Raw genomic sequence first — 17,610 nt, 5'->3', positions numbered from 1 at the left:
TGCGCACGGAAGTTCCTGCCAGCGGCCCGCCCAGATACACAGGAGCGGGCAGCGGCAGCCGTGGGACGACCTGACCGGTCAGGTTTTATTGCGTGCCGTCATCGCGCGTTGGATCAGGATGAACGCGCACAGCAGCACACCGGTGGCGATCTTCGTCCACCATGAGCTGAGCGTGCCCTCGAACTGGATGATGGTCTTGATCAGGCCCAGGACGAGTACACCGAAGACGGTGCCCAGCACATAGCCGGAGCCACCCGTCAGCAGGGTGCCGCCGATCACGACGGCGGCGATCGCGTCGAGTTCCATGCCGGTGGCATGCAACGGGTCACCGGACTGGATGTACAGGGTGAACAGCAGCCCGGCCAGCGCCGAGCAGAAGCCACTCGTGGTGTACACGGCGATCTTCGTGCCGCCCTGCGGGAGACCCATCAGCATGGCCGACTGCTCATTGCCTCCGGTGGCGTACACCCGGCGCCCGAAGCGCGTGTAGTGCAGGACGTAGAACGCCACGGCGAGGACGGCCAGCGCGACGATCGCGCCGATCGACAGGAAGCCCATCCCCAGCGATACCTGCGCCTGGGCCATGCCGGTCACCGAGGAGTCGCCGATGGAGATCGACTCTTTGCTGATGACCAGGCACAGGCCGCGGAAGAGGAAGAGGCCGGCGAGGGTCACGATGAAGGGCTGGATCTCGAAGTTGTGGATCACATAGCCCATCAAGAAACCGCCGAGGGCGCCCACGGCCAGCGCCATGGGGATCACGGCCAGGAGCGGCAGCCCCTGGCGCTCCACCAACCACGCCGTGAACATCGTCGTAAACCCGATCACCGAACCAACGGACAGGTCGATGCCGCCGGACAGGATGACGAAGGTGACACCGACGGCGGCGACCAGCAGATAGCCGTTGTCGATGAACAGGTTCATGAAGACCTGCGGTTCAGCGAATCCGTAGTTCTGGTACCGGCTCAGGCTCGCGATGTACATCACGAGGAAAAGCAGGGCCGTCGCCAGCACGGGCATGCGCCGGTCGCCGAGCAGACGCACGGCCTTGGACGTGGTACGGCTGTTCGGGGCTGAGGGGCTTTGGGTGGTCGTGCTCATCACGACACCTCCATCTTGGGAGCGGCCTCGGTCGCCGCGGCGGTGTCCGCCGGGGCCGCGGCCGGCTTGGCGTTTCCCTTCGCACCGGACCTGGCGCCGAATTTGGCACCGAAGACCTTGGCGCGAAATTTCGGGGACTGCAACAGACAGACGACGATGACGACGGCGGCCTTGAAGACCAGGTTGGTCTGGGTCGGCACGCCAATGGTGTAGATCGTGGTGGTCAGGGTCTGGATGACGAGGGCGCCGACGACCGTGCCACCGATGGAGAACCGGCCGCCAAGGAGTGACGTGCCGCCGATCACCACGGCGAGGATCGCGTCGAGTTCGATCCACAGGCCGGCGTTGTTGCCGTCCGCGGCCGAGGTGTTGGAGCTGATCATCAGGCCTGCGATGCCCGCGCAAAGCGCGCAGAACGCGTACACCATGATCTTGATGCGCAGGGACCTGATGCCCACCAGGCGGCTGGCCTCGGCGTTGCTGCCGACCGACTCGACCAGCAGCCCGAGCGCCGTGCGGCGGGTCAGCGCCACGGTGACGGCCACGACCACTGCCACCACGAAGATGGAGAAGGGCAGTGCCAGCCAGTAGCCGCCGCCGATCAGCTTGTACGGCTCGCTGTTGATGGTGATGATCTGGCCGTTGGTGATCAACTGGGCCACGCCGCGTCCGGCGACCATGATGATCAGCGTGGCGATGATCGGCTGGATGCCCATCCTGGCGACCAGGAAGCCGTTCCACAGGCCGCAGACGACCGCGGCCAGCAGGCCCAGGCCCATGGCGAGCAGCACCCCGGAAAGGGCGCTTTGGTCGGCCTGGTCGCTGATGTACGAGCAGGCCAGCGCTCCGGTGATGGCGGCCACGGCGCCGACGGAGAGGTCGATGCCGCCGGTGGCGATGACCAGGGTCATGCCCACCGCCACCAGGATGAGGGGTGAGCCGAACAGCACGATCGAGACGAGGCTGCCGTAGAGGTGGCCGTCCGTCATCCGCACGGAGAAGAAGTCGGGGGTGAAGGGAACGTTGACGAGCAGCAGGATGACAAGGACCGCTACCGGCCAGAGCAGGTGGTGGTGGGTCAGCGCTCGCCATCGGGAAGAGGTGGTCACTGGTTCTCTCCGCTCGCGATGGTCTCCAGGATCCGACTCGTGGTGATCTCGGGCCCGTTGGCGATCTGCGCCACCAGCCGACGGTCGCGCAGCACTCCGATGGTGTGACTGAGCCGGAGTACTTCCTCCAGCTCGGCCGCGATGTACAGCACGGACATGCCGTCCTCGGAGAGTGAGACGACGAGCTTCTGGATCTCCGCCTTCGCGCCGATGTCGATGCCGCGCGTCGGCTCGTCCAGGATCAGCAGCTTCGGCTGGGTGATCAGCCAGCGGGCCAGCAGCACCTTCTGTTGGTTGCCGCCGCTGAGCTGGCCGACCGTGGCCTCGGGGTTGGCGGGGCGGATGTCCAGCGCTTTGATGTACTTGGCGACGAGTTCGTCGCGCTGGGAGACCGGGATGGGCCGGGTCCAGCCACGCGAGGCCTGCAGGGCCAGGATGATGTTCTCCCGCACCGTCAGATCGGGCACCAGGCCCTCGCTCTTGCGGTTCTCGGAGCAGAACGCGACACCGGCGCCGATTGCGTCGTTCGGGGCGCTCATCGAGACCTGCTTGCCGCCGATGGACACCCTGCCGCTGTCCGGCTGATCGGCGCCGAAGAGCAGCCGGGCGAGTTCGGTCCGGCCCGATCCGAGCAGGCCTGCGAGCCCGATCACCTCGCCCTTCTTGATCTCCAGGTCGAAGGGGGCGATGCCGCCGGTCCTGCCGAGGCCGTCCGCCTGGAGCAGCGTCTCGCCGACGTCGGAGTGCAACTGGTGGTCGTGGAGCTCCTCCAGTTGGTCCAGAGCCTTGCCGAGCATGAGCTGGACGAGCCCGACCTGATCGAGGTCGCGCACCATGTGCTCGCCGACGAGGTTGCCGTTGCGCAGTACGGTCATCCGGTCGCAGACCTCGTAGATCTGGTCGAGGAAGTGCGAGACGAACAGGATCGCAACGCCCTCATCCTTCAACCGCCGCATCAGGGCGAACAGTTCGAGGACTTCGTCTCGGTCGAGGCTGGAGGTCGGCTCGTCGAGGATCAGCACCTTGGTGCCCGATCCCTCTCCGTCGCTGTCGCAAGTGCCCACCGACCGTACGATCGCGACCAGTTGCTGCACGGCTAGCGGGTACGAGGACAGGGGGGCGGTGACGTCGATGTCGAGGCCGAGCCGGTCCACCAGCTCTGCCGCATCCTGACGCAGCCGCTTCCACTGGATGCGGCCCATGCGGGTCGGTTCGCGCCCGATAAAGATGTTCTCCGCGACCGACAGGTTCGGGCAGAGGTTGACCTCCTGGTAGACCGTGCTGATGCCGGCGTGCTGGGCCTGCAGCGGGCTGCCGAACCGCACGGACCTGCCGTCCAGCGTGATCGTGCCGCCGTCCAGGGAGTAGACCCCCGTCAGCACCTTGATGAGGGTGGACTTGCCCGCGCCGTTCTCGCCTATCAGGGCGTGGATCTCGCCGGGGAAGAGCCGGAAGTCGACGTCCGACAGAGCCCGTACCCCCGGAAAATCTTTGACTATGCCCGTCATATCCAGGACGGGTCGCGGCTCTGCCATGGCAGCGCTCCTTGTGAGATTGGTTCAGGCCCGCAGGGAGCCCCGGGACCGATGGCTCGGTCGGCCGGGGGCTCCCCGCCGGTGGGTGCGGTCGGTCAGTACTTGCGGTTTGGGAGCGCGGCCTTGGCCTGGTCCTGCATGAAGTCGCTCTCCTCGGTCTTGATCCAGCGCTCGACCGTCTCGCTGTCCTTGACTTTCTTCACGACGTCCATTAGCTGGGGACCGAGCAGCGGGTTGCACTCGACAATGGCGTTGATCTTGCCCTCGGACATGGCAACGAAGCCGTCCTTCACGCCGTCGATCGAGACGATCAGGATGTCCTTGCCGGGCTTCTTGCCGGCGGCCTCGATGGACTGGATGGCGCCGATGGCCATGTCGTCGTTGTGCGCGAAGAGCACGTTGATGTTCGGGTTGGACTGCAGGAAGGCCGCCATGACCTGCTTGCCGCCGGCGCGGGTGAAGTCACCGGTCTGGCTGACGACGATCTTCCAGTCGTCCTTGTGCTTTGCCTCCATGACCTCCTTGAAGCCCTTGGCGCGCTCGATCGCCGGGGCGGCGCCCGTGGTGCCCTCCAGTTGCGCGATATTCACGGCGCCCTTGTGGCCGGCCTTCTCGAGGACCTTCTCCAGGATCTTGGCCGCGCGCCTGCCCTCGTCCGTGAAGTCCGAGCCGACCAGCGTGACGTACAGGGAGTCGTCGGAGGTCTCGACAGAGCGGTCGGTGAGGACGACCGGGATGTTCTTGGCCTTGGCCTCCTTCAGCACAGCGTCCCAGCCGGTGACGACCACCGGCGAGAAGGCTATGACGTCCACCTTCTGGGCGATGAAGCTACGGATCGCGGAGATCTGGTTCTCCTGCTTCTGCTGGGCGTCGGAGAACTTGAGGGTGTAGCCCGCCTCCTTGGCCGCTTCCTTGACCGAGTCGGTGTTGGCGGTGCGCCAGCCGCTCTCCGAGCCGACCTGGGAGAAGCCCAGGCTGATCGCCTTGCTGTCGCCCCCGGAGGAGGAGCTGTTGGAGCCGCTGTCCTCCTTGGCGCAGGCCGCCAGGCCGCCCGCGGCCGCCACGCCGACCGCGGCGGTGAGGAAGTTCCGTCTGTTGAGCATGTCTTCTCCTTTGAAGAGCCGGCCCGGGGATGGACCCGCTGGTACTCGATGGAGCGGTCGCACTGCGTACGGTCTGTCGATCATTGTTCGATATATCGACCATGCTGACGCGCGGGATGCAGCCGGTTGGTGCCGGGTCAGTCGGGAGCGCCCCCCGATTGTGGGGTGTACGGAAATGTACTGGCGCGGACGACGAATTGGGGTTCGATGGAGATCCGGGGTGCCCCGGCGGGTGCACGGCCCTCGATGAGATCCAGGAGCAGGGCGATGCTGTGCTTGCCGACGGTCGCGAAGTCCTGCCGGACCGTGGTGAGCGGCGGGGCGAAGAACTCCGACTCCGGGATGTCATCGAAGCCGACCACCGCGACGTCCTGGGGAGTTCGCACGCCCGCCTCCCGCAGGGCACGCAACAACCCCAGTGCCATCTGGTCGTTGGCGACGAAGACCGCCGTCAGTCCCCGACCCACCCAGCCGGCCAGTTCCTGGCCGGCGCGGTAGCCGGAGAGCGGACTCCAGTCACCGTGCACCACTAACGGTGGCTCGATGCCCGCTGCTTCGAGGGTCGCCCGCCAGCCGGCCGCCCGGTCGGCGGACTCCTGCCAGTCCTCGGGTCCGGCCAGGTGCCAGACCTTGCGGTGGCCGCCCGCCAGCAGATGACCGGTGGCCAGCGTCGCGCCCTTGTGGTTGTCCACGGTGACGCACGGTGTGTCCACTCCGGGGCCGCCCCCGACGGTGACCACCGGGAACGGGTGACGCAGTCGGGAGAGGGCGTCCACCGCCGACCGCTGTGGGGCGATGGCGACCACTCCCTCAACGCCGCCCTCGCTGAGGTGGTCCAGGGCCTCGGAGAGTGTCTGGACGGTCAATTTGCGCAGGCTCACCGTGGAGACCAGATATCCCCGGGCGCGGGCCGCCTCCTCGAGCGCGAAGAGGGTACTGGCCGGGCCATAGAGGGTGGTGTCGGAGGCGACGACACCCAGGGTGCGGGTACGCCGGGTGGCCAGGGCCCGTGCGGAGGGGTTGCGACGGTAGCCCATCTCCTCGATCACGCGCAGCACTTTGGCCCGGGTCTCGTCCCGCACGTTGGGGTGTTCCCCCACGACGCGGGACACCGTCTGGTGCGACACGCCCGCCTGGCTGGCGACGTCGGCCATGGTGGGCGGCCGGGGCCGTGCTGATACCACGGCCGCATCTCCTTGGCGGTCGTCTGCCGATAAGACCTGTGTCGTGGGCGTCTGCCTCCGCGTGGCCGGGTTCACGACCACCCCCGCGGTGGCCGGTTCGCCTGGCGGCCCCGTAATCCGGCCGGGCGTTCGGCCGCTCACGGCACCGGCCGAGGCGATGGGGCGGGATCCTGCGGACACGACGGTCACACCTCCTCGGATGTCACTGGCGCCGCCGACTCGGGACTAGTTGAATACGGACGTCATTGTGAGCGCTAACAATTCATGGCGGTCAAGAGGGCTGCGGCGGGAAGCCGTCACGTTTGCGTAACGTGGCGCGAGGGTGCGAGGGCACGAGCAGGGGGACGGGTGCGCGGCGGCGTGCCTCTATCGGCGCAAAGGCCCCGATCAAACGAGGTGGACGGTCCTGCAGGACGACCTTGTTTTCAGAACCGAAACGTCGAACCATGCACGAAATACCGGACGTTGATGTCCGCAACAACCTCGGCTGGAAGACTCCTGCCGAGGCACTCACCGAGCACCTATGCTCATTGACAAGCAGTGTTGCAACGACCTCTTGACCCCGGGCTCGCTGCCGCGGTCTGAGTGGAAGACACGCCCTTCATCGCCGCCGCGGGTGGCGACGGCCATGTGAAGGGCGACGATGACCAGTTCGGCGTCGTGACGTTCGGACGTGGTGCCGGGCCCTCGAGGAACCGGGCGGCATGAACGGGGCGAGGCGCTGGATGCCGAGCAGCAGGCCGGTGACGTTGATCGCGTGGACGCGTGACATGTCCTGGGTGCGCACGTCGCCGACGCGGCGCACCAGGTAATGCCGGCGTTGTTCACCAGGCCGTGCATTCGCCCGTACGCCTCCTTGAGCTCGGCGGCGAGACCCGCCCAGCCCCCTCGCTGGCGTCAAGGCGTCGGCAGCCGTCGGCGGGTTCGACAGAGCCGTTCGGCAGATAGTTGTTGCCAAGCCCGATCGCGATGGCGACCAGCAGACCGACGAACCGATGCCTATTGACCAATCTCGGGTCGAGTGCCATCCGCACGAGGAACGGAACGGGCGCCCGCGTCATCGCCAACGATGGCCCAGTCGTGGGCTTCGCCGCGTAGATTCGCCAGGTTGGCGCGGTCTTCCCGAGGGTCATAAAGCAGCGCAAACAGCGCGAGGAGAGCTACGCGCAAGTGCTCATCAACGCTGAAGCGGTGGTGCGTTCCTACGACGCCGTCCGGGAAGCACTTCCCGCACTCGCCGTCCTGCTGACCTCGGGCAGCCCTGAACTACGGGCCGAGACTAGTTGCCCTCGGTCTGCTCGGCGAGCCGGCGACCGTCCCCTATATCGGGCGCTACCTGGACAGCCCGATCGTCGAGCTGCGCTGGGCCTCCGCCTTCGCGTTGACGCGGTTCGGCGTCGCCGGCCCGGCCGTCGTGGACGTGCTGACGCAGGTCGTCGCCCGTCCACCTGAGAAGACCGAGACGAAGTCGTTCCTGAGCGGCTCTTAGGGCGTGCAGATCTTTAACTCGTGGCTTTCTGCTCGGTGGTTCGTCGATCCGGCATGAGCGGGTTGGAAGAGCAACGGGCCATGCTGGCAGCCAAGTTCGAGGCGATACTGCCGCACCTTGACGAACGGCAGCGTCGCCCGCTGATAGGAGCGGAGGCCCAGTCCCTCGGCCACGGCGGGATCAGAGCGGTCGCCCGCGCCGCCGGCGTCCGTGAAGCCAGGGTGTCTGCCGGAATACGCGAACTCGCCTCTGGAGAGGCCCCGTTGGGACGCATCCGCCGACCCGGCGCTGGCCGCAAACGCGTCGCCGACCGGAGCCCGGCCGTACGGGAGGCGCTTCTCGCGCTGGTCGAGCCCGACGTCCGCGGAGATCCCATGTCGCCGCTGCGCTGGACCACCAAATCCACCCGCAAGCTCGCCAAGGAACTGACCCGGCAGGGTCACAGGAGCTGTGCGGACACGGTGGGCGATCTCCTGCGCGAGGAGGGCTTCAGCCTGCAGAGCAACGCCAAGACTCTGGAGGGCAAGCAGCATCCCGACCGGGACGCGCAGTTCCACTACCTCAACGAACAAGCCCGCGCCCACCGGGACGGCGGGGCGCCGGTGATCAGTGTGGACACGAAGAAGAAGGAATTGGTCGGCCCGTTCAAGAACAACGGCCGTGAATGGGAGCCGAGAGGCGAGCCGGTACGGGTCAACACCCACGACTTCCCCGACCGCGAGCTGGGCAGAGCAGTGCCCTACGGCATCTACGACGTCGCCGCGAACACCGGCTGGGTCAACGTCGGCACCGACCACGACACCGCCGCGTTCGCCGTCGAATCGATCCGACGCTGGTGGAATGCAGCCGGGCGGGCCGCCTATCCCACGGCCGGCCGGTTGCTCATCACCGCCGATGCGGGCGGCTGCAACGGGTATCGCACCCGCACCTGGAAAACCGAACTCGCCCAATTCGCCGCCGAGTCCGGCCTGACCATCACCGTCTGCCACCTGCCTCCCGGCACATCGAAGTGGAACCGGATCGAGCACCGGCTGTTCTCCCACATCACCATGAACTGGCGGGGCAGGCCCCTGACCAGCCACGAAGTCATCGTCGAGAGCATCGCGGCGACCATCATCAAGACCGGCCTGACCGTGCACGCCGAACTCGACACCAACTCCTATCCCACCGGCATCCAGGTCAGCGACGACGAGATCGCCGCCCTTCCGATCACCCGGCACCGCTTCCACGGCGACTGGAACTACACCCTCCACCCCCAACATCCGGCAGACGCGACGGCCAGCAACAGCACGTCAGAACAGGCCCCGGCGAGCAGACCGCCTCGCCTCACGCGGCGTTCGCTGCAGGACCCAGAACTGACCGGGATGACCCGCCAACGGCTCAGCGAGCTCATCGATGCGCTGACTCCAGCACTGGAGGTTCAACGCGAGCAAGTGCTCCGCACACGTCGCGGTCACGAGCGCCTGGTGGCTCCTGGGACAGGTGCCAAAGCCAAACTCACCCCAGCCGACCGGGGCCTGGTCACCGTGCTCCACCTGCGCAAACTCGCGACCATGGACCTCCTCGGCCAACTCTTCGGCGTCACCGCCATGACCATCAGCCGCGCGAAACAGGAAGTCCGCCCACTCCTCGAAGCACACGGCCACCCCATCAGCACCTCTACCGTCCGCCTCCGCACACCAGCAGACGTCGCGACGTTCCTCGCTCCCGACTCCACCCAGACCAAGGTCAAAAAGACGAGTTAAAGATCTGCACGCCCTTATAGCGGCCTCGCGCGATGGCCCTGGCCGAAACGTCCGAAGCCGCGACGCTCCGGGCGGTCGATGCCATGCTGGTCGGCCTGGCTGACTCTACGGGCGTCGAAGGGTTCTACGACAGGTACTACACAGGGCATACGCTGTTCACGCTGGTCTTCCCGGGCGATCCTGCTGAACCACCGCAGTCCTTCGGCGACCTGAGCAGCGTGTCGTGCGCTTCGTCGCCGACCAGGACGAGGCTGCCTGGCCGTTCGGTGCAATGGACGCTTTGCGTCGGTGGAAGGTGCCGACCAGGCACTCTGACCTGCGCGTCTACGCCGGGATTGTCCAGGCTGGCCAGTAGGCTGGCGCCGACGCCTCGCCATGCTCGCGCTGGCCTTGCTCGCTGCCGCCACCCGCTCCGCAGACCCAACCCGGGCGGCTCGCAACCGCACCCCGATCGACCTGGCCGTTCCCGGGATCCGCTGACTCATCGGACGCTGTTCGTGCCGCCTTCACGGACCCTCACATGCCTTCCGGCGGGGGCGCTCAGACTCCGGGATGGATAGGGCGCCGTTAGCGAGTGCCAGCCCGGATCGAGGTGAGCGTTGTGGGCTCCCATCCCAACCATCTTCGGCCCAGGCAGAGCCGAGCAGCCGTGTGGGACGAAGGCGGACGGGATGGGAGCTGGGGCGAGTGGTGGGTGCAGAGGCGCATGATGCTGGCGCGTTGAGGAACCGTCAGGTTCGGCACATGCGTCGTCGCCAGAACAACGTCACGCACCTACATCAAGAAGGCAGGGCATGGAACCGGATCCCTCGATTTGGGAGTTGCTGTTCACGTTCCTCATCGTGGGGATCGTCGCCATTGTGAGGATGTCGTTGATCGTGGTCCCAATCATCGGGGCCGGGATCTGGACTGTGTCGCGAGTCCGCCGCCGACGTAGCCGCGACCGTTAGTCCAGCACGTTAGTGATGCAAGAGGGGCCGGATGGTCAGGCCCGGGGCGTGGCGGGGCGCTCTATGACGATCATGGCGGCGTCGTCGTTCAGGTGTCCGCCGACGTGAAGCAGCAGGTCGCGCCGGAAGCGGCCGACGGAGGCGTCGGAGTCGTTCTCGGTCCAGCCGGTGATGCGCTCGGTGAGTGGGTAGAAGGTGCCGGTGGAGTCGCGGGCCTCGGTGACGCCGTCCGTGTACAGCAGTAGAAGGTCTCCCGGCTCGAACTGGAAGCTGTCGACGTGGTATCGCGGATGCGCCAGTTCGCCCAGGCCCAGCGGAGGTGCGGGATGAAGGGCTTCCATCGTCGTCGGTCGGCCGTTGAGCAGGACGACCGGCGGCGGGTGCCCGCAGCAGACCATCTCGACTCGGCCGTCCCCGTCGAGGATGTCCAGGATGGTGGCGGTGATGAACGTTTCTCCGTAGCAGCTCGTCTCACCTGGCTCGAGCAGGTCCCAGCACACGCTTCGGTCGAGGTAGGCCACCAGCTCACCAAGACTCGCCTGACGGTGGGCCGCGACGCGGAACGCTCCGAGCAGCAAAGCGGCGTCATTGACCGCGGTCATCCCCTTGTCTCGCACATCGCCGACCATCAGCCGGGTGCCCGAGGTGGTGCGCGCCGCCGCGTACAGATCCCCGCCGATCTGGGCCTCGGCCTCCGCCGCAAGGTACAGGGAGGCGACGTGCAGCGGTCCGAGCTGCCTGGGCAGCGGCGGCAGAACCACACGCTCGGCGGCCTCGGACACGTACCGTACTTGCGCCAGCTCTTTTGCGCGACGCATCCGCAGTACGCAGAAGATCACGAGGCACGTGCCGACCAGCATCAGGGCGACGATCTGCGCCTGGTGGTTGGACGAGAGCATCTCGTCAGGATCGCGCAGCAGCCCGATGGCCGTCTGCGCGATCACCGGCAGCGCAGCGACCAGACCCACCGCCCAAGCCCCGCCGAACGACGCCGTGATCGCCGGGGCCGCGACGAGCAGCGGACCCAGATGAATGTTGGGCGGTGCAAGAACGTCGATCACCGTCGGCTCCGCCATCGTGCCCTGGTCCGTGTGTCAAGCAGCTGTTGGTGGTGCGGTCGCTTGAGTCACGGGGCCGTCGCAAGCACCTGCACCGACTAGCCGGCCCACCGGCGGCCACTGCCTATCACGACTGTGGTTTTCCGCAGGTCAGCCATTTGGTGTGGACGGGAGCTCGTGGTTGAGCGCCTTTGGTTGGCCAGTGAGCACGGGCTGTCGCCGTGAGGTGGCAGCCGACTTCGCGCATGACGGCGTTGAGGGCGTCGGGGATGGAGCCGGTCCCGCCCCGGCCGATGCCCGCATGATCGCCAGACTTGGTGGGCCTGGCAACGCCGGACCCCGAGAAGTCAGCCCGCCTCGCTGCGTGTCTCTGGCGTTGGCTGGAGTCACGCACCAGCTGCCAGACAGTGGAGACCTGCAGCAGATGCGCAAACGCGACCGGCACCCCCGACTCATCGCCGGTTAGTTACGCCTGCAGCTCTCCGTGACGAGCACCGCGGAGACCGGAACACCCAATGCCGATACGGCCAAGGTGACGCGATTAATCGCCTGCCGACTGTCATTGAGCTATTGCCCCACTTGCCCAGGCCCGGCAGACGCCGCCAGAGGAGGCCGAAAGTGCGGGCCACTAAGCGCCCTCGACAGTTCCATACGTCGTATGGTACCAATGAAGGGCAGTTCCATACAGCGTATGGAAAGGCGTTCTCCGACGACGCCAGGCGCATCATGTCGCCTGCACAAGCAACTGATGGTGCAGATCGCACCAATCCGGAAGGAACGACCATGAAGCTCAAGAAGCGCCTCTCTGTCACTGCTACCTCCGTAGTGGTGGCAGGTGTTGCCGTTCTCGGTGCCGGGGGCACCGCTTCGGCCGCGACTCCTGACTTCGCGCACGTTCAGCGTCCGGCCGTCAGCGTCAAGGCCACCGACTACCGCTGGGACCACGGTGTCAGCTACCTGATCGAGCAGAGCTACTGCTGGGACGGAGTCCGCGGCCGGCATCACGACGACCGCGTCAACGACTCGGCCCGGTACGGCCGCGATGGTCACTGCTACCGCTGGGATGACACCGAATGCGGCTGGAAGTTCGACAGGTCGTACCGGCACCACTGGAACCGCTACGAGCACGACAGCCGGGGCCGGCACCACCACAGCCGCAACCACAACGATTCCTAATCTTTTTGTCAAGCGGCGTTCGTGATGGGGGGTATGGGTTCGTAGCACCGTCCGTCGCGCAACAGGGCCCACAAGACGTTGACCCGGCGGCGGGCGAGGGCGAGGACGGCCTGGGTATGGCGTTTGCCTTCGGCGCGTTTGCGGTCGTAGAAGCGGCGGGACTCCTCGCAGCAGCGGATGCTGATCAACGCCGAGGTATAGAACACGCGCTGGAGGCGTCGGCTGTAACGTCTGGGCCGGTGCAGGTTGCCGCTGATCTTGCCCGAGTCACGCGGAGCGGGGGCGACGCCGGCGAACCCGGCGAGGCGGTCCGGGCTATCGAAGGCCGTCATGTCGCCGCCGGTGGCGGCGAGGAACTCGGCGCCGAGCAGGGGTCCGATGCCGGGCATGCTCGCGATCACCTCAGCGTGTTTGTGCTCGCGAAACCGGGCCTCGATGAGCTTGTCGGTCTCGGCGATCTGCTCATTGAGGCGCATTACCTCCCTGGCGAGCGTGTGCACGAGCTGGGCCGTCGGCTTCTCCCCGGTCACGCTGGTGTGTTGGTTCTCGGCAGCCGCCAGGGCCGTCTCTGCGAGCTGGGCAGCACCGCGGACCTTGCGGTTGCGCAACCAGGTCTGCAGTCGCCGGGCGCCGGTCCTGCGGATGGCGGCCGGGGTCTGGTAGCCGGTCAGCAGGATCAGCGGGCCGGTGTTGGTGAGGTCCAGTGCCCGGTCCAGAGAGGGAAAGATGCTGGTGAGGTGGTTGTGGAGCCGGTTGATCACGCGGGTGCGGTCGTCGGCGAGGTCGCGGCGATGGCCGGTGAGTACCTTGATCTCGGCGACGAGTTCGTCGCCGGGCCGCAAGGGCTGCAGGTCCCGGCGGATCCGGGCCTGGTCGGCGATGATCGCGGCGTCCTTGGCGTCGGTCTTGCCTTCGCCCCGGTAGCCCTCGGAGGCGCGGCTGACGGCTCGGCCAGGGATGTAGAGCGTGTGCTGGCTGTGGTTGAGGAGCAGATCGATCAGCAGGGCGGCGCCGCCGTCGGCAAGGTCGATGCCCCAGGTGACCTCATCGCCCAGGGCGAGGACATCGGCCAGGAGCTTCAGCAGTTCCGGCTCGTCGTTGGCCACGCGCCGCGACAGCAGCCGTTTGCCGGTGTCGTCGATCACCACGCAGTGGTGATGGGTCCTGCCGGCGTCGATGCCGGCCCAGATCGCTGTCACGCGCTCTCCACGGGTCGTTTGCCTACATGCACCACAGACGACCTCGCTGGCGAGTCCCTACTCAGCGATCGGATCGCAATTCCTAATCAGCAGCCGAGTCGTCGGGGGGTGTCGGGCGGCGAATCGTAGGAAGCCACACGGACGGCAGACCACTGAAAGCCACACCCGACACCCCTGGGTGAGCCAACCCTACGAATGGCTCGCTCATCCCGATCAACAAGGTAGGGACCACTGAGACACACACCACCTGCGCCCGCAGGCCCAAGCCATGCGCCTCGCCGTGATGCCTGCCGGAGGCAGGGGCGTGATCGCTGGTCCGAGGGCCAGCGGTTTTGGCCGTCGCCCAGGCGACTGGCTGTGTGAGGGCCTGCCTCTCACACAGCCGGCGGACACCAATCATGCATAGCAGGCTCGCCTGCCAAGCGACGGCGACGTCACGAATCTTGGGGTCCGTCGACACTGTCCGGCACCCGGGCCCTGTTGTAACCCCTCTCCCTCGTTGAATCCTGCCGCCCGACGGCGGGGCGCAGCCGAGGCAGAGGCACCGTGGAGTGGAAGTCGATGAAATCTTTGAGGATCGTGGTGCAGGAGGTGGCCGCGCACCTTGTCGTAACGCGCGACTACTCGCTTCCGCTGTGCATGCGCTTGCGGTACGAGCCCAGTGATCCCTATGTCGTCCATGCCACCCTTTTTACCCACAGTGACGATCCGGGTGAATGCGTCCTGGGGCGTGATCTTCTGGCTGATGGCCTGAGCGTTCCGCAGGCGATGGGGACATCCGGATCTGGTCGGCCACTGGCCATGGTGGCCAAGGGATGTACATCACCCTCGGGTCTTCCGCGGGCGCCGTCTTGCTCGAGGTTCCCGTGCAGGACGTCAAAACCTTCCTGGGGAACACCGAGGCTTTGGTGCCACGGGGCGCCGAGTCCGGACACATCGACTGGGACATCGAACTGGCGAACCTGCGTGCAGAAAGCTGAGAGAAGCCTCCCAACTAGCCTGCCGAATCGATCCGTTGCGCGCCCTTTCGTCCGCTGTCGCCGGACAGAGGATCCGGACACAGCCTCCACTGCGTCACGCCCCCACCACTGACAACCATGCTCAATAGAAAGGGAACGAGTGTTCATGTCCCAGTACCAGCTTCGTGTCTACACACTGTGCAGTCCTGAGGCGCTCGTCGCCTACGAGGCCATCTGGTCCAAGCACATTCCCAGTATGGCCAAGCACCGGATCACCACACACGGCATCTGGGCGGTGCCCACGGCTCTCGAGAGTGAGGCGCCCCAGCTGTACGCCCTCGTTTCCTACAGGGACGCCGACGACGTGCAGGAGCGACTGGGGGCGTACCTGTCCAGCCCAGAATTCCGCGCGGACATGGAAGGCTTCGACATCAGCCAGATCGTCGGCGTCGCCGAATCCGTACTGACGCCCACCGCCGCCTCACCCTTGCGGTGACAGGTAACGAGCCGCTCGAAGGGACCCACACGGTCGAAGATCGATCTGCGTGCCCCGGTCAGTGATCAAGTGGCCCGTTGTTGCATCACCTGACGCACACGTTCCCCCGGCGTGGACGGCGGTGCCCTGAAAGAGTCGGTCGCCGCCGACGGTCGGACCTGGCATAGGGCGGCAGGATGACGATTCCGGCGACCTTTGAGTCCGTGTCAGCACGCGGCTCAAGCCGGCATGTCGCCGGCCTTGTAGTGCAGTGGAATGTCGACGGCTGAGTGGTCGCCGATGTGCCAGTCGAATGGCTCGGCCTCGCCGAAGCCCCGAATGCGCCGGGAGGCCGGTCACCGACCAGACCGTTGCCGCGTTGGCGCGTTCTGCGCCGGCCGTTCCGACGGACTTCTGGACGGTTATTCGGGGGCGGATGCGACATAGCCCACGTACGAGACGGTTTCGTTTCGATAGTGCTGCTGTACAAGACGGTTTCGTTCGGAACGGAGTGGATGAGCATGGCTGATGCTGCAACGGTGCGCTGCAGCCGGATCACGCCCGAGCGCGAGGTCGAGCTCTACGCGGCCGTGCTCGATCTGCTCCGGGAGGTCAGCTACGACGCCCTGACCATGGACGCTGTGGCCGTCCGCGCCAGGGCCAGCAAGTCCACCCTCTACCGCCAGTGGGGAAGCAAGCCGGAGTTGGTCGTTAAGGCGCTCAGGCACCAGAAGCCGGTGAGCATAGGCGAGGTCGGCACCGGGAGCTTGCGGGGCGACTTCCACGAAATGGTCATGCATGCGGACGACTGCCGGATGGAGCAGGACACCTCGCTGATGCGGGGCCTGGCCATGGCGGTGCGCGAGAACGCCGATCTTCTGCGCGCCCTGCGTGAGCTGTTGTTCGAGCCGGAGACGATCGGCCTCGACCGGATGCTGCGGCGGGCCGTGGAGCGGGGCGAGATCCGCGCGGACAACCCCACGCTGGAGTACGTACCGCAAATGCTGGTCGGCGCCCTTGCCGTCCGGGGGCTGATCGACAACCAGCCGCCCACGCAGGCATTCCTCACCTCGTACATCGACGCCGTGGTCCTCCCCGCCCTCGGCGCCTGACATCCCGGGGGCCCCGCACCCCTCTCGCAGCATCCGACTCGGCCGCTCACGTCGTCGGCTGATGACACCCGTCGTGCTGGTGATCACCTTCGGTTTGCGGAGAGCGGCGGGACTGTTGCTCACCGCACTGACCGGCGTCGGCGTCGGCATCTCCACGATCACCGCGCTGGCGAACACGTCCGCGCTGGGCTCCACCACCTCCATCCTCGCCCTGATCTCGCCGTCGGCATCGACTACGTGTCTCCCGCTACCGCGCCGAGCTCGCCGAGGGCCGTGAGCGCGAGGAGGCGGCGGACTGGGCCGCCGGCGCAGTCGTCATTGCGGTCCTCATCGCGCTCACCCTTATTCCGGCGCTCCTCGGATACGCGGGCAGGAAGGTGCTGCCCGCGGCGTGAGGAGCAAGCCGCTCGGCGGCGGCCGCAAGAAGGCCAAGGGCGACCGGGCAAGCGGTGATCTGCCCTCCGGCCGCGGCGCGGTCGCGCATGGGGGCAGGTGACTGACCAGGGATGGTACGTCGCCGCGTACGGCCGCCGCTTTGCCGCCTCAGCGCGCAGGCGCTGAAGCGGCGGAGAAGTGTGCCCCAGCGGAGCCTACGGTAGCCGCTTGCTCCGTCACGGCTCCCTGCGGGCGAGATGGCTCTCCAAGCCAGCGATCGTGGCGTCCAGCGCATAGCTGAACGTCGCGTCGACCACGTGCGTCGCGGGTGGGGGCGCGTCTTCCCCGTCGGTGCTGGCTGGTGCCGGCGGCAGGGTGGCCCAGCGCTGGAGTGCTCCGGTCAGTTCGCTGAGCAGCAGCCCCGTGAAGACCGCGCACAGGGAGGCAGCGACGCGCGGGATCGCCGAGGCTGGCAGTCCCGCGGCGGCCAGTGTCTCGGTGAGTCCCCGCCAAAAGGGGTCCTCCGGCTGGACGTAGTCGGCGCGTGCGAAGGAGTACTCCATCAACCTGGGGTGACGGTGTGCCAAGGCACGGAAATCCAGGGCCAGTTGGCGCATGCGGGCCTGCCAGGGAATGTCCTCCCGCTGCCCCTCTCGGAACTGTGATCCGACGCGCGCGGCCACGCCGTGCAGCAGCGCTTCCTTGTTCGGTACGTGGTGGTACAGCGACATAGGGTTCGCATCCAGCGCGGTCGCGAGTTTGCGCATGGTGAGCGCCTCGACCCCATCGGCGTCGATGAGTTGCAGCGCCATGGCGTAGATGCCGTCCTTGGTAAGCGGGACGTCCCTCTTCCTGGTCCCCCGGGGGGCCTTCCTCACCTTTTCCATACGTCGTATGGTACCACTGAAGCGGTTACGTACGACATATGGAAACTCGGAACGAGAACCGCCGCATTCCCCTGGTGCCGTAGTGAGCTGCTCGATGGCGGCCCCCGCCAGGAGGCTGTGAGCTGGGAGGACGAGGAGAACCTGGCCAACGTG

12 protein-coding genes and 2 pseudogenes are annotated in these 17,610 nt (G+C 66.8%); 6 read left to right on the top strand and 8 right to left on the bottom strand.

From position 1 onward, the window contains the following. Positions 1 to 78: 78 nt before the first annotated feature. From yjfF to OHA88_RS06670, 5 genes are all read right to left on the bottom strand, one after another. Positions 79 to 1,101 carry a galactofuranose ABC transporter, permease protein YjfF gene (gene yjfF, locus OHA88_RS06690; RefSeq protein ID WP_328624645.1) on the bottom strand — a complete coding sequence of 341 codons (1,023 nt, stop codon included), beginning with the start codon at positions 1,099 to 1,101 and terminating at the stop codon, positions 79 to 81. Further along, a complete protein-coding gene (locus OHA88_RS06685) occupies positions 1,101 to 2,210 on the bottom strand; it encodes an ABC transporter permease (RefSeq protein ID WP_328624644.1) in 1,110 nt (369 codons plus the stop codon). Before OHA88_RS06685 ends, yjfF begins: the two co-directional genes overlap by 1 nt. Further along, positions 2,207 to 3,745 (bottom strand): sugar ABC transporter ATP-binding protein, encoded by a 1,539-nt coding sequence (locus OHA88_RS06680; RefSeq protein WP_328624643.1) that lies wholly within the window; start codon positions 3,743 to 3,745, stop codon positions 2,207 to 2,209. Before OHA88_RS06680 ends, OHA88_RS06685 begins: the two co-directional genes overlap by 4 nt. 95 nt (positions 3,746 to 3,840) lie before the next feature. Continuing rightward, positions 3,841 to 4,848, bottom strand: a complete 1,008-nt coding sequence (locus tag OHA88_RS06675; RefSeq protein WP_328624642.1) for an ABC transporter substrate-binding protein — start codon at positions 4,846 to 4,848, stop codon at positions 3,841 to 3,843. Positions 4,849 to 4,985: 137 nt separating this feature from the next. Then, complete coding sequence (locus OHA88_RS06670) at positions 4,986 to 6,002, bottom strand: LacI family DNA-binding transcriptional regulator (protein ID WP_443044351.1); 1,017 nt, start codon at positions 6,000 to 6,002, stop codon at positions 4,986 to 4,988. A gap of 1,572 nt (positions 6,003 to 7,574) precedes the next feature. Here OHA88_RS06670 and OHA88_RS06660 point away from each other — a divergent pair. Further along, on the top strand, positions 7,575 to 9,266 hold the full coding sequence (locus OHA88_RS06660; RefSeq protein ID WP_328624640.1) for an ISAzo13 family transposase: 1,692 nt from the start codon (positions 7,575 to 7,577) through the stop codon (positions 9,264 to 9,266). 985 nt (positions 9,267 to 10,251) lie between these two features. Here OHA88_RS06660 and OHA88_RS06655 read toward each other — a convergent pair. After that, the gene (locus OHA88_RS06655; protein WP_328624639.1) at positions 10,252 to 11,292 is read right to left on the bottom strand and encodes a PP2C family protein-serine/threonine phosphatase; all 1,041 of its coding nucleotides are present in this window, start codon (positions 11,290 to 11,292) and stop codon (positions 10,252 to 10,254) included. A 765-nt stretch (positions 11,293 to 12,057) separates the two neighbouring features. Here OHA88_RS06655 and OHA88_RS06650 point away from each other — a divergent pair. Further along, entirely contained in the window at positions 12,058 to 12,450 is a 393-nt protein-coding gene (locus OHA88_RS06650; RefSeq protein WP_328624638.1) for a hypothetical protein, read from the top strand. A gap of 8 nt (positions 12,451 to 12,458) precedes the next feature. On the opposite strand, the gene OHA88_RS06645 is transcribed toward OHA88_RS06650, so the two are convergent. Next, on the bottom strand, positions 12,459 to 13,649 hold the full coding sequence (locus tag OHA88_RS06645; RefSeq protein ID WP_328623815.1) for an IS110 family transposase: 1,191 nt from the start codon (positions 13,647 to 13,649) through the stop codon (positions 12,459 to 12,461). Positions 13,650 to 14,210: 561 nt separating this feature from the next. Between OHA88_RS06645 and OHA88_RS44535 the strand changes: the two are divergent. The 4 genes and pseudogenes from OHA88_RS44535 to OHA88_RS06620 form a co-directional block, all read left to right on the top strand. Next, positions 14,211 to 14,629: pseudogene (locus OHA88_RS44535) on the top strand (SsgA family sporulation/cell division regulator). Between the two features lie 145 nt (positions 14,630 to 14,774). Next, the gene (locus OHA88_RS06630) at positions 14,775 to 15,104 is read left to right on the top strand and encodes an NIPSNAP family protein (RefSeq protein WP_328624636.1); all 330 of its coding nucleotides are present in this window, start codon (positions 14,775 to 14,777) and stop codon (positions 15,102 to 15,104) included. A gap of 500 nt (positions 15,105 to 15,604) precedes the next feature. Next, the gene (locus OHA88_RS06625; protein WP_328624635.1) at positions 15,605 to 16,195 is read left to right on the top strand and encodes a TetR/AcrR family transcriptional regulator; all 591 of its coding nucleotides are present in this window, start codon (positions 15,605 to 15,607) and stop codon (positions 16,193 to 16,195) included. Positions 16,196 to 16,265: 70 nt separating this feature from the next. Beyond that, a pseudogene (locus tag OHA88_RS06620) lies at positions 16,266 to 16,578 on the top strand (MMPL family transporter); the annotation flags it as partial. A 228-nt stretch (positions 16,579 to 16,806) separates the two neighbouring features. Here OHA88_RS06620 and OHA88_RS06615 read toward each other — a convergent pair. Beyond that, on the bottom strand, positions 16,807 to 17,457 hold the full coding sequence (locus OHA88_RS06615; RefSeq protein WP_328624634.1) for a TetR/AcrR family transcriptional regulator: 651 nt from the start codon (positions 17,455 to 17,457) through the stop codon (positions 16,807 to 16,809). Positions 17,458 to 17,610 lie beyond the last annotated feature (153 nt).

Origin of the sequence: Streptomyces sp. NBC_00353, from assembly GCF_036108815.1 — a bacterium.
In the GTDB taxonomy this organism is placed as follows: domain Bacteria; phylum Actinomycetota; class Actinomycetes; order Streptomycetales; family Streptomycetaceae; genus Streptomyces.
The sequence above is the reverse complement of the archived record's forward strand: the minus strand, read 5'-3'. Positions and strand labels throughout refer to the sequence as shown.